This window comes from Pseudanabaena biceps PCC 7429 (genome assembly GCF_000332215.1).
Lineage (GTDB): Bacteria > Cyanobacteriota > Cyanobacteriia > Pseudanabaenales > Pseudanabaenaceae > Pseudanabaena > Pseudanabaena biceps.
On sequence record NZ_ALWB01000121.1, the window covers coordinates 1 to 15,649 of the forward strand.

Here is a 15,649-nt window from a genome sequence, read left to right on the forward strand (position 1 = left end):
AGAAGACATGGCACTTTTTTGCTTTTAATTTATATTGGTCATTTTACTTTGCCTTCTTTGTTTCGTTATTTATTCATAAACGTGTGCGGTTGCCCTATAGTTCAATATTTCTGGCAATATCTTCTAGCAATATTTCGGTAACTTGCAAGCAAAATAATCTTGGCAAGCTCTTATAACTATCGTCAACTGTATCAGGACATAAACCCCAAAATAGTGTTGCCGCACGGAGCGCGGCAACGGCACTGGTCGCTCAAGCAGTGATAAATAGCTGTAAAGCTTATCCAGCAAGGATTTATGGCAATTGACTGCAAAAATGTGAAAAGCTTGCCCAGAAATACTTTGAGTGACTCATCCCTCTTTTACAGTCCAGTGCCTTGCGATTTTCCTTTTCACATGAATTACGATAGAAAGATGATATTCGACCTTCGTATTCATTTTGGGTTCGGGCAAAACAAGTAATGACAACATAGCTATTTAACCTATAGGGAAAAGCTTTAGCGCCAACAACGATCGCAAGGTTAGGATTCTGATTAGGGGCAAGTAGCCTAATAAGATCTTTAGCATTTAGACCATAGGGTAGTTTCATTCCTAATTTGTCAACTTCGGGAATGCCATCTAACTCCTCATAAAAATTAGTGAGTCCATTCTTATTCTCAAACAGTCTTGGTACCTGATTGAGAGATTGTGCAGGTTTCGGTAATGGGATCCGTTCAGTATTTTCAGCAAAGGCGATCGCAGCAAAGAATGTAGCAAAAACTGAAATAAAGAAAAGCGTCAATATTCTTAGCTTCATATGCGATTCTCCTCAGTTGCGAATTGCTAAACGCTATATCTAGTAATGTTAGAATATAAAATGTGACGAAAAATGCATCAACAATAAATAAAAGTTAAATTTAGATAAATTTATGGTGGTCAAACCAGATTGGTTGCGAGTAAAAGCCCCACAGTGGGAGCGCGTTGGCAATGTCAAAGAAGTCCTGCGCGACTTGGGGCTAAATACTGTGTGCGAAGAAGCATCTTGTCCGAATATTGGCGAATGCTTTAACCAAGGTACTGCCACATTTTTAATTATGGGACCCGCTTGCACTCGGGCCTGTCCTTACTGCGATATTGATTTTGAAAAGAAACCCCAATCTCTCGATCCGATGGAACCGATTAACCTCGGAGAAGCAGTACGACGGATGAATTTGAAGCATGTCGTGGTGACTTCCGTTAATCGTGATGACTTGCCCGATGGTGGCGCTTCGCAGTTTGTACGCTGCATCGAAGAAATTCGCAAATTGATGCCACAGACCACGATCGAGCTTCTCATCCCCGATCTCTGTGCTAATTGGGAAGCTTTAGAAACGATTCTTTCCGCGCGTCCCCATGTGCTGAATCATAATACGGAAACTGTACCAAGACTTTATCGCCGTGTTCGTCCACAGGGAGACTACCAGCGCAGTTTAGAACTCTTACGCCGCGCCCGTGAAATTGCGCCTTGGGTTTATACCAAGTCAGGAATTATGGTAGGGATGAGTGAGACTGATGAGGAAGTAAGAGAAGTAATGCGCGATTTGCGAGTAGTAGATTGCGACATCATCACCATCGGTCAATATCTCCAACCTTCCGCTAAGCATTTGACTTTGCATGAGTTTGTCACACCTGAGCAGTTTGAAGCATGGCGTATCGCTGGTGAAGAAATGGGATTTTTGCAAGTGGTCTCTTCGCCGCTTACGCGCAGTTCCTATCATGCTGAGCAGGTACAAGCCTTGATGAAGTTATATCCGAAGGAAATGTAGTGATATTTGATTGAGATTAAAGGCGATCGCATATCACCCCATGTTTTGCTAAAGCGATCGCCTCAATCTTTCACCCATGCTTGTCTCGCTCTTATAATTTTTGCTTCGCAGCGAACTTCGTCATTTAAGTCTAGTCGGTTTACAGTTGCTCTTCCCGTTTCAGTAATACCAATAATTTTATATCCATCGTTACTCCAAATAAAATGATCATTCCATACTTGATGGCGAGGATGAAATAGATTTACGGCGTTTAATGTTGCTGGATCTTTTCCTTGTGTAAAGTTGTAATGGTGTGAGTTGCAACGCTGGCAAGCTAGGGCTAAGTTATCAAGGTCATCTGAACCTCCAATAGATCTCGGTTGAATGTGATCTATCTCAAACCTTGCGGGACTAATTTCTTCTGAAGAATGACAATATTCACATAAAAAACTCGCTCTTTGTCTTATTTGGAGTCTTATTGCTATAGGAATTGCCATGTAAAATTTAGGATTCGCTAATAATTTTGGCATTAAGCAAGGTAAAAATTTGGTCTAACTCCAAAATTCCCGCTAATTCTGCTTTCTCTTGGTCATTTAGTCCAATTCCTTTAAGACATTCATTCAAATTATCTAAGCGCTCTTGTAATGTCTCAGAGAACTTAAATAAATAGCGATCGCGAACTTTTGCGGTAATAATTCCTGTAGATATCCACGAAGATGGCTTTACCATTGTTTGAGTCATCATTTGTTTAACTCCATTCTCTTGCTAGTAACAATTATAAGCGATCGCCTAAAATATCCATACTTTCACCACACAAGCGATCGCCCCTCAACAAACCAACATCAAACAGCGATCGCCCCTCCAAAAAAACATCATCATTTTTGCATCAATATCTTTGCTTGAGCCATCATCTGTCGATATGGCAAGCAAGCTGATCGATTTATCTTTAGTAACTGTATTGTCACTCGCCCAATTGCAGTCAATGGATAAATTACACCACTAGATTCTTCGATTTGAAAATTCTCTTGCCATTGGTCTTGTCTGGGATTGTAAAGTCTAATAACATCGCCCGTTTCTAAATCGATAGAAGCAATATCACTACCCTTAGCTTGATTGCACAGTGAACAAGATAAAGCTAGATTTTCTTCTGTGGTTTTACCTCCATGCTTTTCAGCAATTACATGATCTACTTGATGGGAAACTAAGGTTAAACTTTCAGGAATTAGACAATATTCACAACAGTTTTGGGCGCGATCGCTGACTAGTTTTCTAAGTTTAGTGGAAACATAACTCTTACTCATTGACTCTGCTGGAGCTTAATCAGGGCTTGAGTTTTGGCAAGGCGCACTAGATGTTCGATAAATTCATAATGCTGCCATAACAGGCGATCGCTTTCGTTGAAACCTTGGGTACGATTTTTTTCTAATAGATTATCAATTTCTTGCTGTGCGTCTGGTGCAAGACGTAAATTTAAGACCTCTTGAGGAGATGGAAGTTTGGCTAAGAAATGCAATATTTCCGTTAATCCAGAAAAGCCGTTATTGGGATTAGCGTTTATTTCTCGCAATCCTAGAGCTAATATTTGCGGCAGGTTATCTTGTACAGTAGCGGCAATATCGTCTGGTATGTCTAGGGTGATTTGCATAGTCAAGTAAGTAATTGCTAATGTTAGCTTCTGGCGTTCATTTTATCAGATCGCCCCTAATCTCAATCAAACAGAGATCTCCTTAATCATCCATGCTTCTAACACACAAGCGATCGCTACTACTGTCAAGACGCTACTAATTTTACGGTTCCCTTCTTAGATTTATTTTGTTTGCGAATTGATTGATCTTGTTGTGCCACAGGATGAGATAGTTTTATCTCAGATGGTTTAGGCTTTCTTGTGTAGTTATCCCAATCTTCTACTGTTTTTCTGAACAGCCAATAATCTAGAGCATCATCTTCTACAAAACCTCGCAGTTCTGGATCAACCCAAATATGCAAGAGATCCTTACAGCCTATATTGTTAGCAGCTTGCTCGATATCTTGCCATTGCTGGATAAAGTTATCTGCCCAAGAGTCTCTATTAGTTACAGAACGGACAAAATCTAATCCTGCTTCGAGCATTCTCTTTCCATTTGTCCCACGAGCATTTATTGGTTCCCAGAAAATGACTTCAGGCTCAAAATTCATTACCTGCTGTAACAAATTTTGAAAATCTTGTAATTGCATTGTTGGCGGTGTGGGTGCAATCGCCACATAAAGCTTAATACCTGCCTCATATCCCTTCATCATGGCTTTGTATCGGTCAGATGGTAGGGGGGCTGCGGGTTCAATCTTGCGACTGAGTTCATCGTCGAGCATGGGTAAGCTCATGCCAACAGTTACATTTTTTGATCGCAAAATGTCTATATCGTTTATCCATAGAGGACTACGAGTCAAAATCCGTACTCGTTTGTCATATTTAAGTAATACTTCGACAACTTGCCGAGTGATTTTTGCAGTTTGATGGTTTTGGTAAGGATCAGTTCCAGAACAGAGCATGACGACTCCTTGTCCTGATTCTGTGGTTTTCCAAGTTCTTTTACGACTAAGAATTTCTTCTAGTTGTTCGGCAATGCCTTCACGGACAAAAAGATATTTCCCCCAGTCCATTTGAGGGTTATCAACGCCCTTGAGGGCTAGTTGCGCTTGTCTGGTTCTGATGACTGGGGTTGAGGGGACATAGCAAAATGTGCAGCCATGCAGACAACCAGAGGCAACGTTAATAACGTAGTCACATAGTCCTTTTTTTCTTAGTGCGCTTTCCTGTAGAGGACTAGCGACAGTTTCAGTGCCTCTTACAGTATCCATAACAAAACCTCAGATTTTTGAAAACCGTACAATATACTATATTAGACTATATGCTATATTTCTAGAAATATACACCTATTAAGGGAAAAATAGGATGCCAATTAATTCGTCTGGTCAAGGATTTAGTGAAAATACACTTACCAAGCAGGATCATTTTAGATATTTTGTGGATGTACATTTAGGAATTTGTAAAGGGATTTTTGACACCTATCAGAATAATTTTTGGCTATCCCATAAATATTACTACATTGATCTAAACGCTGGTCCTGGAATTACAGAGGAATATGGAGAGGGCAGCCCCGTAATTTTTTTGCAGGAAGCTACAAAGCGTCAGGTTCAGACTCGTTGTCATTTTGTTGATGTAAATGAAACAGTAATAGAAGCATTAAAGAAAAATATATCAATTTTTCCATGTCAAGCTGAGTATTTTCCTTACGATAATCATTTGGCTATTAAAAAAATATCAGAAACACTTTATCAATATCATAAGAAAGGCAACAAAAAATTGTATGGATTACTATACTCGGACGAAAACGGTACTGTACCTTTTGATGAATTGACTGAAGTATTTTCTCAAAAGCATTTACAGACTTTAGACATACTCATCTATTTTTCTGCAACCACAGTTAAGCGCTGTCTTAAATCTTTCGGCTCTGATAAATACAAAAGATTAACGGATTACATTTATAAGTTACCAAAAAAACATTGGCAAATTCGACAAGCTCAATCAGATGATAAACAGCAGTGGAGTTTTCTGTTTGGTACTAATTGGGAAAATAAACAGGGAAAGATGGGATATCCAGAAGTTAAACAACTCAAGTTTTACGATCTAAGTAGTCAGAAAGGTCAGTCAATATTAGAAAGTCTTGCATATACCAATAAAGAGAAACAGGAGATGATGCAGCCAAAGATCCCAGGTTTAGATATATGAATTGACTTGTTTTTCCCAAACTAATCTAAGCACGCCGCAAAGTGTTTCTATTTAGAAAACTTATAAAGATTATAGGACAGTTAGAGATCTACTTAGTAAAGAAATCGAACAAGCTCTCAACCAACTATTTGAAGAAATCCTTTACTTTTATCTATTTCTCAAACAATGGCAATAAGCCAAAATTAGCGAAAGATAGAAGTAAGATAAACCGCAAAATGAGGATCAATCAATGTCATACAGTGAATTTAAGACGATCGCACAAGTACAGGAAAAGTTTGGCTTGACGGTTAAAGAATCGGAAAATTTATTTGTGGATATCCAGCCCTTAGAGATCGGTGACTATCTACAACAAACCCTCAAACGCAATCTCTCCATTGCCAATGCCATCAATACCGAAAAAGCGCGATCAGAACTATTAATTGCACCTATACTTTTAGAAATTCGCCATATCTTTCATGAACAAGTCGGTTTTTTCTCTGGGACAGAATTTAATGTTGATATAGAATCTGGCTTAAATGGATTTTGTGACTTTCTTCTGACAGCATCTAGTGAAATCTATGAAATTTCCTGCCCAGTGATAACCCTTGTCGAAGCCAAAAACGAAAATATCAAAGGAGGCTTAGGACAATGTATTGCGGAAATGGTAGCTGCTCAGCGCTTTAATGCTAAAAGTGATAATAGACTTCCTATTTATGGTGTGGTGACAACAGGAATGATTTGGAAATTTTTACGTCTTGAAGAGAGAACTCTTTGGATTGATCAAGAAGATTATTTTATTAAAGAAATTGGTAAATTGCTTGGTATTTTATCTAGTCCTTTTCAATCTTATTATAATCCTGTCTAAAGATATGCTCTCATTTACTATGGCTCAATAATTATGCGTGTTGTATTTTTTGGAACTCCTGATTTTGCCGTTCCCACATTAGTGAAACTATTATCCGAACCAGATTTTGAAGTGGTGGGTGTGGTATCCCAACCAGATACTAGGCGTGGTCGAGGCAATCAAGTTACTCCGCCACCTGTAAAGGCTGCGGCGATCGCTAAAAATCCCGATCTCCAAATCTGGCAACCCGATCGCCTGAAAAAAGACAAACAGGTACTTGAGGAACTAGCGGCAACTAATGCCGATGTATTTGTGGTGGTTGCCTATGGGCAGATTCTCTCGCAAAAGATTTTGAATATGCCTAAGTATGGCTGTATCAATGTGCATGGCTCATTGCTGCCAAAATATCGCGGAGCTGCACCAATCCAATGGGCGATCGCTAATGGTGAAAGCATTACGGGTATTACAACCATGCAAATGGATGCTGGGATTGATACGGGTGCGATGTTACTCAAGGCGGAGTTAGAAATTTTGCCTGAAGATAATACAGATACCTTAAGTACAAAATTGGCGAACTTAGGTGCAGATTTATTAATCGATACTTTGCGCCGCTTAGATACGATCAAGCCTGAACCTCAAAACGATGCTTTGTCCTGCTATTCACCGATGATTGGGCGCGAGGATTGGGAACTAGATTGGAGCAAAGAGGCGATCGCATTGCATAATCGCATTCGCGCCTTCTATCCCAATTGCTACACAAATTTTCGCGAACAGAGGTTAAAGATTACGAAATCGGAAGTTATCGAAGGTGAGGACAATTTAGAGAATATTGGGAAAGTTGCCGAAATTCGTAAAGGTAAAGGCTTTGTCTTGCAGACTGGCAAAGGTTTGCTGTTAATTAAAGAAGTCCAACCTGCGGGCAAAAAATTGCAATCGGGTTGGGATTTTGTCAATGGTGCGAGAATGGCGATCGGGGAATCCATCGCCAAAAAAGAGACACATAGCGACGCTTTCAGTTAGATGCTTTCAGTTAGATATTGAACTGATAGATCTGACCTAAGTATCTCAGTATGATTAAAAATCAAAACCAGTAAGGTTTTGAGATTTCCAAAATGGCAACGCCATTTTGGAAATTGGCATAACTTAGGGACTTGCCATTAATTAAAATGCCTGTGGCTTCGACTCCGCTCAGCCAACGTTAGGTGAGCGGAGTCGAAGCTAGATAACTTGGTGGGACATTTTTTATACGCAAAAGCCTTATGGTTTCTTGGGTGAAGCTTCTGGCTCTGTCGTGGAGCTAGGCGTTTGAGCGGGATTGGTAAATGGTTGTTTGGCTGGGGTCAAGGAGGCAAGGCGTTTTACTTCATCTTTAAACTCAGCAGGAGCAAGCTCTAGCCCTTTATCAAATAGTTTTTTCGCCTCATCATCTTTACCCTGAACCTGCCTTAATTGCGCCTTACCGACATAGGGACGAAAATCTTTAGCATTATCTTTGATCATTTGATCGTAGGTAGCGATCGAGTCGTCAATGCGATTTTGTTGGCGATAAACCTCTCCCAAGATCCAGCGTACTGAACCCGTATCTACAGTATTTGCTTGGATTTTATTGGCTGTTTCCGCAGTCTTGAGGGTATCTTGGAGAATGCCGATCGCCGCTTCAGGACGCTTATCGGTTAACTCGATACTAACTAAACTCTGGATGGCGGGGATATATCCAGGCTTAGTGGTCAAAATTTTGCGGTATTCCGCCGAGGCATTTTTAGGATCCTTAAGTTGAATATAAGTCCTCGCTAAGGTCATCCGATATTCAGGCTGGTCGGGAAAAGTATCGGCTAATGTTTGCAAAGGTTCGATCGTTTCCTTAGTTTTTCCTAATTGATTTCTGAGATTGACTAGCCCAATGAGCGCAGTTTGATTTTTAGGATCGCTCTTGAGTACAGCTTCAAACCCCTCAATCTGGATTTTAATCCTTTCTTGCTCTGAGGTATTTTGGGCTGGGTTATTAGCGGCTTGCTGTGTCGGTGGGGCAAATAATCCACCGATCAATGGGGCGATCGAAACGCCTAAAAAGGAGAGTGTAACCACGATTAAAACACCGTTAATAATCCATTGCCTTGCTGTACGTTGTGACACGATATTTACCCTAAATCCAATTACATGATAGTTTACTGCAAGAGGTTATTATAGGCGGCGCAAAGCAATACTTCTAATTTCTAATGTGTCAATGCACCCGAAAAATATGATCCAAAATATGGCACATTAAAGGATCAGATCATCATTGCAAAGTAACTCTAGATAAACGAAGTTAAACTTAATGGCATTAAAAGTTGGAATTTTAGGATTTGGTGGGTTAGGTCAAGCCGCAGCAAAGTTGCTTAGTGCTAAGCAGGAAATGCAGCTAGTCGTAGCAGCCGACAAAGAAGGTTTTGCCTACGATAACCAAGGGCTGAAGGCAACCGAGGCAATCTCTGTTTACCAGAGCAAAGGCTCCCTTGGCTACCTTGACAAGGGCATTTTGACCCAAAACAGCATTGCGGAAGCGATCGCTATGGCAAAGGATGTTGATGGCTATTTCTTAGCTTTACCAAACCTACCCAATACCTTTATGGCAAGCGTTGCCAAGCAATTTATTGCTTCAGGTTGGAAGGGCGTACTCGTGGATGCGATCAAGCGTACCAGTGCCGTGGAGCAAATGATTGCCCTTTCCCCTGAACTCGAAGCCGCAGGGATTACCTACATGTCTGGTTGTGGCGCAACCCCAGGATTGTTAACTGCAGCCGCCGCGATCGCAGCTCAAAGCTTTGCTGAAGTTCATAAAGTCGAGATTAATTTTGGTGTTGGCATTGCAAACTGGAATGCTTATCGAGCCACGATCCGCGAAGATATTGCCCATATGTCTGGCTATACCGTTGATATCGCCCAAGCTATGTCCGATGCAGAAGTAGAAGCCTTACTCGAAAAGACGAATGGGCTGATCGAATTGACCAATATGGAACATGCTGATGACATCATGCTAGAACGGATTGGCATCTGCGATCGCGATCGGGTTACGGTCGGGGGTATCGTGGATACGCGCAATCCTAAAAAGCCTCTCAGCACCAACATGAAGCTTACAGGGCGCACCTTTGAGGGCAAAATTTCCACCCATACCTTCACCCTTGGTGATGAAACCAGTATGGCGGCAAATGTTTGTGGGACTGCCTTCGGTTACCTCAAAGCTGGCAAACAATTCCACCAACGCGGTATTTACGGTCTGATGACTGCCGCCGAAGTGATGCCCGCTTTCGTGCGCTAACCCTAGTAAGGTTTTGAGATTTCAAAAATGGCGTTGCCATTTTTGAAATCTGTATTACGTTGCCTGTATTACATTTCTAAGTAGCTAGGCATAATTAAAACCCAAAGACCTGAGGCGCACGCTGTGCGCCTCAGGTCTTTGGGTTTTAATTGCGCCTAGCTACTTAGAAAAATTAAATTTGCGATCGCTATTGCATTCTTGTAGTACGTGTAGTATAAATGTAGTGCAGCGTAGTTCAAGCGCGTAGAACGCCTAACCTGATTGATGTTACAAGTACTACTAAAGTAATTGCTACACAATTGGGAAAGGAGATGCAGCCTCGCAAACTGCTGAAAATTCCTTTATGCAATGACTTGCCTATCTGGGCTGAAGCATTCAGGGTTATTGCCCCAGATAGATGCTACTTGTTCGCAAGTAGCATCTATTACCAAATCAAAACTCTCATTTTGGATTCTGCCTACGGCAAAATTCAAATTCGATAAAACTCTCAGTTTAAATTTTGCCGTAGGCAAAATTTAAACTCGATATATTGACGGGTAGCTCAGTGGTAGAGCATTGAAAACATCCTTTTTCGTCACTTACCTGCAAAGGTCGCAGATTTAGGGTTATCGCCTGAAACGCCAAGTGTCGGGGGTTCGAGTCCCTCTCCGTCAATTGGGAGTTTGATTTTGAGTAATGTTTTGGAGAGATAGTTATGCGATCGCAATCGAAACTTCTCCTTGCCCAAGATAAAAATGTGTGGTGCTTCGCACCACACGTTAATTCAAGGGACGAATTGGCGAGGGTTATCGCTTTGGTTGCATCACCTCCATGAGGTAATTGGGTTCGACTCCCATCCCTTCCTAAACTAGAGGTTTTGCCTGCTGGTTGCCATCTTTCCTTAACAAATCACAAAATCAAAATTCCAATCTTGGGGTGGATAGTTCAACTGGTAGAACGCACTTTTGCCCGTAAGGGACGCAGACTCAGGGTTATCGCTTCTAACGATCTCACCCCTTTGTCGCGAGATGTGGGTTCGAGTCCCATTCCACCCCCCTAAAAGTCTTTAGCTGTTAGCGATTAGGAAGAACTGATTTTTTGTGGCGCGGCAAAGCCGCGCCACAAATAAATCTCAGAACCCTTAGCTGTTAGCAATTGGCTTTTAGATGTTCAAATTTTCGGCAGGTGGCGAAATTGGTAAACGCGCTTGAAAAATAACCTTTATAGGATTACTTGTCTGCAAAGGCTGAACTGTAGAGGGTTATCTTAGGTCGGGTGACCATTGGTCTTGTAGGTTCGAGTCCTACCCTGCCGATTCCTTCTCTTTGGTCGAGGCGAAGGAAGTTCTCTTTAACTTTCCCTGACGGGACGGAGAATGTCATGTCTTATAAATTTTTATTCCAGAAAACCAAAGGTACACCTCAAACTCAAGCGATCGCAGGTCGTGAAGCCGAAATGATCCAAGGGCGATCGGGTAGCTTTGCCTTTGATGCAGGTATCTGGCGCATGTTGCGGCGATGCTTGCTGATTGGTACGGCTCAAAGCACCTACTACGCTGGCAAACACGAACTGTCCGCCGATTTCATCGATACGTTACAGAAATGTGTCGCCGCAGATGCCGATCGCGTAAAGAGCGAAATTCTCTATGCTAGCGATGGTCGGGCGGTAAATAACAGCGCTCCCATTCTGGCTCTAGTCTTGCTATCGATGGGTGACAGCCAAGCGGCGAAACGGAACTTCATGGAAATCTTTCCCCAAGTTGTCCGCACGGGTAGCCACTTCTATGAATGGATGAACTACACCAAGTCCATGCGTGGCTTCGGTAAAGTCATTCGTGAAAGCGGTAAGGCATGGCTCTCCAATCCCGACACCAAGGCGCTAGCCTACCAATTGCTGAAGTACCAACAACGGCAAAGCTTCTCGCACCGTGATGCGTTGCGTTTGTTTCACGTCAAGCCTGAAACCGACGATCAACAAGCGCTCTATCAATGGGTGGTCAAGGGTTGGGATGAACTTCCTTCGCAAATCCCATCGGATGCTCTGGCGCAAATCTGGTGGTATGAATGGCTAAAGCGCCACCCTGACAAGACCCATGAAGCGATCGCGAAGGGTAAACTCACCCATGAAATGGCGGCTCCCATCGGACAGATGGATGTGCGTGCATGGCAGTTGCTCTTTAACGAAATGCCTATCGGTGCATTGTTGCGTAACCTTGGCTCCTTGACTGAACTCGGTGTTTTGACTGCGAAGAACAAGGATAACTTGAAGCATGTCGCCAATGTGTTGAACAATCGCGATCGCCTGAAGAAGGGACGCATTCACCCCATTGATGTTTTGAAAGCTCTCAAAACCTATCAGTCTGGTGGTGCGCTCGGACGTAGCCAAAAGACTTGGCAACCAATTCCGCGCATTGTCGATATTCTGGAAACTGCTCTAGAAATGTCCTTCGATGCGATCGCGCCTACGGGTGCGACTTTCCTCCATGCGATCGATGTGTCGGGCTCGATGGCTTACTACACCGTTAGTTCCATTGGCTTGACCTGCTGCGAAATCGCAGCAACGATGGCTTTGGCGACGGTAAAGGCGGAAACCAACTATGCAATCCGTGGATTTGCGACCGACTTCCGCGATTTGGGAATCACTAAAAAGGATTCCTTCACATCGGCAATGCAGAAGGCATCGAACCAAAACTTCGGTGGTACAGATGCCTCGGTGGCTTACGATTGGGCGATCAAGAATAAGTTCTACGCGGATGTGTTCTGCTTCTGGACTGATTCGGAATCTTGGGCAGGTCGTTGTCATCCTAGTGAAGCCTTGGCTGAATATCGCCGCAAGGTGAATGCTAATGCGAAGGCAATCTATGTGACTTTGGCTCCCTACAAGCTCTCGTTAGTCGATCCCAAAGATCCGAATTCTTGGGATATGGGAGGTTTCGATCCCGCAATGCCCCGTGCAATCCAAATGGTAGCAATGGGTGAAGTCTAAAAAAAAGGAGTCGCAAAGCGACTCCTTTTTTTAGGCAACCTCTGCTGGTTCCCTTGTTTCTAAGGAAAGCCCACCTGCTCGGATTCCTTCCATTTCTTCCAATACCTGCAAGTATCTACCAGTAATAATTCTCGCGCCACGGCGATGGGTGAAATAGTTCCATCCCCATTGAACCATTACAAGAAGTTTATTATCAAATTCAATCAGATAATAAACATGCACAAATGTCCAAATAAACCATGCTAACCAACCCTTCAGACGGATAAACTTAAAGTCCACCACCGCCTCATGGCGACCAATTACAGCAAGACTGCCAAAATCCCAATACTTGAATTTTGTAGGTTCCTTTTCTTGTACCTTCGCTTCGATATGATGCGCGACATATTCACCCTGCTGCATCGCCACAGGCGCAACCCCCGGAAGTGAGCGATCGCCTTGGTGGGGATAGTTTGCCAAGTCACCAATCACATAGACATTAGGATAATTAGCGATCGATAAGTCGGGCTGAACGATTACGCGACCAACGCGATCTAGTTCCGCATTTAGGCGATCGCCTAAGACTTTACCCATCGGTGAAGCCTTGACACCCGCCGCCCAGAGAATCGTTTGCGCTTGAATTTGCTCAACTTGCTCACCACATTTGAAGGTGACGACATGATCTTCAATATTCGTCACCATCGCACTAGTCTTGACTTCCACTCCCAACTTTATCAGAGATTCCTTTGCGGTTGCCGAGAGATCGGCATGGTATGGAGGCAATACGCGATCGGTTCCTTCTATCAAGATGATTCGCGCTTTCTTAGTATCAATATTCGTAAATTCACCGCTAAGAGTGCGATGGGCAAGTTCGGCTAAGGTTCCTGCGAGTTCTACGCCCGTTGGACCTCCACCGATGACCACGAAGTTCATCAAGGCTTCTTTAAACTTAGGATCATGGGTCTTTTCGGCTGCCTCAAAAGCACTCAGGATACGGCGACGCATATTAATCGCATCTTCAATAGTTTTTAATCCAGGGGCTTGCTCTGACCATTGATCGTTACCAAAGTAATGGTGACTAACTCCTGTTGCCACGATCAGCGAGTCATAGCTTATGTCTAAGTGATTTTTTAATTTAACTACCTGCGCTTGGGGATCAATATCTAGCACTTCGCCCATAACCACGCTGGTATTTTTGTTTTCGGCAAGGACTGCCCGCAATGGTGAGGCGATATCGGCGGGGGAGAGGCTGCCTGTGGCGACTTGGTAAAGTAGGGGCTGGAAGAGGTGAAAGTTACGTTTGTCGATGAGGGTGACTTTAAGGGGAACCTTTGATTTGCCTAGCTTTTGGGCGGCATATAGTCCCCCAAAGCCACCGCCAATAATAACAACATGATGGGGTGCGCTTTCATTTTGAGTACTTAGAGACATGGCAAGTTTTTAAGTTAGGTGTGATGTTTTTACTGGTGGCATCTTTAAAAAATTATTATATATGTAAATAAAAATATCTTTTTGCTCTCGAACATTTGGCATATGTTGTAAGCGTAAACGGCAAGACGCATATTCCATCAAACCAGATTGTTACTATAAGAGATTGTAGCGAGATCTAAAATGCTAAAGTTTAGATTAGTAACCCAAAATACTTGTTATGAATGTGTCAGATAAACTGCGATCGCTAACTTATAGCTTAGATATCCAAATGGTTGGGGTATATTTTTGGTGTGGAAATTTTGTAATTCAGTTTGGTGGTACTGAGGTGGACGATGAGCCTTTTTACTATCCTTTTGTGGTTCCTACGTTTATTGGGTTTGGGTTTGTGCTTCCCAATTATTTTTCATGGCATACTCCGTTTGATCAGTTAAAAAACATAATAGTGTGATGGCTGTCTATAATCCTGCGAATGATAGGATCGTTACGGCTTATCAGTTAGACTAAGATTTGCAACGTAAAGTACCAAAAAACTATGGTTACTGTACCTTCTCAATACCGTTTGCCAACTGCGGAAGACCTACCCGATTCCGATGAAACGCCTGTGGATAATGAACTCCAAAATGACATTCCCAATCTTTTATTAAACCTATTGCGAGAGATTTGGAGCGATCGCTCTGATTGGTTTTGGGGTGTGGATATGGGAGTTTATTATGAGCCAAACATTGAGGAGCCAGCCAAGTCTAAGGCGATCGTTCCCGACGGGTTTCTCGCTTTGGGTGTACCGAAGCAAACGGGTGAATGTGGACGCTTTAGCTATGTGGTTTGGCAAGAAAAAGTAATGCCAATTCTGGCTTTAGAAGTTGTTTCTAAAAAATATAATGGGGAATACGACACGAAGTTAGCCAAGTATGCAGAGGTGGGAATTCTCTATTATGTGGTGTACAATTCCACGTCTGGTCGCCGATTGTATAAAGATCATCAATCTTTAGAGGTGTACAAGTTAGTCGATGGGAAATATCAACTTTTGCCTGCGGTGGTGCTTTTAGCAGAGGGCGGGAGAATGGTATGGATTCCTGAGATTGGTTTAGGAATTGGTTGTGAGCAGGGTATTTATGATGGTTGGCAACACGAATGGGTCTATTGGTACGATCGCTCAGGTAAGAGATATCTCACTGCTCAAGAACGTGCGAATCTAGAGCGTCAGTCTAGACTTGAAGCCGAGGCATTATTACAAAAGTATCGCGATCGCTTCGGTGATATCTCTGAATAATTAAAAAGGCGATTTCTGAGAAAGCAAAGTTAATTTCGCAACAGGAGCGTCAGGAGAAAGAAAAACTTGCCGCTTATCTGCGATCGCTTGGCATCAATCCTGATGAAATCTGATATTAGGTTTGCCTAGCTTTTAGGCGGCATATAGTCCCCCAAAGCCGCCGCGAATAATAACAACATGATGGGGTGCGCTTTCATTTTGAGTACTTAGAGACATGGCAAGTTTTTAAGTTGGGTGTGATGTTTTTCTGGTGGCATCTTTAAAAAATTAGGCTCAATAGGTGAATCACTGGAGTTTAGACTAAGTTGATTAAGCTAATCAGAAAAAGAGCAGGAAAAAGTAACCCAGAGAATGGAGAACTGGG

At 42.7% G+C, this 15,649-nt stretch carries 15 protein-coding genes, 3 tRNA genes and 1 pseudogene; 11 read left to right on the forward strand and 8 right to left on the reverse strand.

The annotated features are described in order from the left end of the window. Nucleotides 1–292: 292 nt before the first annotated feature. Nucleotides 293–793, reverse strand: coding sequence for a hypothetical protein (locus PSE7429_RS13925; protein WP_009627867.1), 501 nt, complete (start codon nt 791–793; stop codon nt 293–295). Between the two features lie 112 nt (nt 794–905). On the opposite strand from PSE7429_RS13925, the gene lipA reads away from it, so the two are divergent. Beyond that, nucleotides 906–1,781: a lipoyl synthase gene (gene lipA, locus PSE7429_RS13930; RefSeq protein ID WP_009627868.1), complete on the forward strand. Its 876-nt coding sequence runs from the start codon at nt 906–908 to the stop codon at nt 1,779–1,781. Between the two features lie 62 nt (nt 1,782–1,843). Here lipA and PSE7429_RS13935 read toward each other — a convergent pair whose 3' ends face one another. The 5 genes from PSE7429_RS13935 to PSE7429_RS13955 all read right to left on the reverse strand — a co-directional run bounded on the left by PSE7429_RS13935 (nt 1,844) and on the right by PSE7429_RS13955 (nt 4,595). Continuing rightward, nucleotides 1,844–2,290, reverse strand: a complete 447-nt coding sequence (locus PSE7429_RS13935; RefSeq protein ID WP_009627869.1) for an HNH endonuclease — start codon at nt 2,288–2,290, stop codon at nt 1,844–1,846. Continuing rightward, nucleotides 2,265–2,504 (reverse strand): hypothetical protein, encoded by a 240-nt coding sequence (locus PSE7429_RS13940; RefSeq protein ID WP_009627870.1) that lies wholly within the window; start codon nt 2,502–2,504, stop codon nt 2,265–2,267. The genes PSE7429_RS13935 and PSE7429_RS13940 overlap by 26 nt, the downstream gene beginning before the upstream one ends. A 131-nt stretch (nt 2,505–2,635) precedes the next feature. Beyond that, a complete protein-coding gene (locus PSE7429_RS13945; RefSeq protein WP_009627871.1) occupies nt 2,636–3,061 on the reverse strand; it encodes an HNH endonuclease in 426 nt (141 codons plus the stop codon). Further along, nucleotides 3,058–3,405, reverse strand: coding sequence for a hypothetical protein (locus PSE7429_RS13950; protein WP_009627872.1), 348 nt, complete (start codon nt 3,403–3,405; stop codon nt 3,058–3,060). The genes PSE7429_RS13945 and PSE7429_RS13950 overlap by 4 nt, the downstream gene beginning before the upstream one ends. Before the next feature lie 125 nt (nt 3,406–3,530). Next, on the reverse strand, nt 3,531–4,595 hold the full coding sequence (locus PSE7429_RS13955; RefSeq protein WP_009627873.1) for an SPL family radical SAM protein: 1,065 nt from the start codon (nt 4,593–4,595) through the stop codon (nt 3,531–3,533). A 94-nt stretch (nt 4,596–4,689) separates the two neighbouring features. On the opposite strand from PSE7429_RS13955, the gene tcmP reads away from it, so the two are divergent. The 3 genes from tcmP (at nt 4,690) to fmt (ending at nt 7,369) form a co-directional block, all read left to right on the forward strand. Beyond that, nucleotides 4,690–5,526 carry a three-Cys-motif partner protein TcmP gene (tcmP, locus tag PSE7429_RS13960; protein WP_009627874.1) on the forward strand — a complete coding sequence of 279 codons (837 nt, stop codon included), beginning with the start codon at nt 4,690–4,692 and terminating at the stop codon, nt 5,524–5,526. Between the two features lie 229 nt (nt 5,527–5,755). Continuing rightward, entirely contained in the window at nt 5,756–6,370 is a 615-nt protein-coding gene (locus PSE7429_RS13965; RefSeq protein ID WP_009627875.1) for a hypothetical protein, read from the forward strand. Between the two features lie 33 nt (nt 6,371–6,403). After that, nucleotides 6,404–7,369, forward strand: coding sequence for a methionyl-tRNA formyltransferase (gene fmt / locus PSE7429_RS13970; RefSeq protein ID WP_009627877.1), 966 nt, complete (start codon nt 6,404–6,406; stop codon nt 7,367–7,369). A 237-nt stretch (nt 7,370–7,606) separates the two neighbouring features. Here fmt and PSE7429_RS13975 read toward each other — a convergent pair whose 3' ends face one another. Further along, the gene (locus PSE7429_RS13975; RefSeq protein ID WP_009627878.1) at nt 7,607–8,482 is read right to left on the reverse strand and encodes a tetratricopeptide repeat protein; all 876 of its coding nucleotides are present in this window, start codon (nt 8,480–8,482) and stop codon (nt 7,607–7,609) included. A gap of 181 nt (nt 8,483–8,663) precedes the next feature. On the opposite strand from PSE7429_RS13975, the gene bioU reads away from it, so the two are divergent. From bioU to PSE7429_RS13990, 5 genes are all read left to right on the forward strand, one after another. Then, entirely contained in the window at nt 8,664–9,644 is a 981-nt protein-coding gene (bioU, locus tag PSE7429_RS13980) for a (S)-8-amino-7-oxononanoate synthase BioU (protein ID WP_009627879.1), read from the forward strand. A gap of 530 nt (nt 9,645–10,174) precedes the next feature. Next, a tRNA-OTHER gene (locus PSE7429_RS26105) sits at nt 10,175–10,298 on the forward strand. A gap of 259 nt (nt 10,299–10,557) precedes the next feature. Further along, nucleotides 10,558–10,678 (forward strand) — tRNA-OTHER (locus PSE7429_RS26110). 124 nt (nt 10,679–10,802) lie between these two features. Continuing rightward, nucleotides 10,803–10,938 (forward strand) — tRNA-OTHER (locus PSE7429_RS26115). Nucleotides 10,939–11,003: 65 nt separating this feature from the next. Continuing rightward, nucleotides 11,004–12,608, forward strand: a complete 1,605-nt coding sequence (locus PSE7429_RS13990) for a TROVE domain-containing protein (protein WP_009627880.1) — start codon at nt 11,004–11,006, stop codon at nt 12,606–12,608. A gap of 30 nt (nt 12,609–12,638) precedes the next feature. On the opposite strand, the gene PSE7429_RS13995 is transcribed toward PSE7429_RS13990, so the two are convergent. After that, nucleotides 12,639–14,015, reverse strand: coding sequence for an NAD(P)/FAD-dependent oxidoreductase (locus tag PSE7429_RS13995; RefSeq protein WP_009627881.1), 1,377 nt, complete (start codon nt 14,013–14,015; stop codon nt 12,639–12,641). A gap of 217 nt (nt 14,016–14,232) precedes the next feature. On the opposite strand from PSE7429_RS13995, the gene PSE7429_RS14000 reads away from it, so the two are divergent. Together PSE7429_RS14000 and PSE7429_RS14005 are read left to right on the forward strand one after the other, a co-directional pair. Beyond that, nucleotides 14,233–14,463, forward strand: a complete 231-nt coding sequence (locus PSE7429_RS14000; RefSeq protein ID WP_009627882.1) for a hypothetical protein — start codon at nt 14,233–14,235, stop codon at nt 14,461–14,463. A gap of 84 nt (nt 14,464–14,547) precedes the next feature. After that, nucleotides 14,548–15,398, forward strand: a pseudogene (locus PSE7429_RS14005) (Uma2 family endonuclease). Nucleotides 15,399–15,649 lie beyond the last annotated feature (251 nt).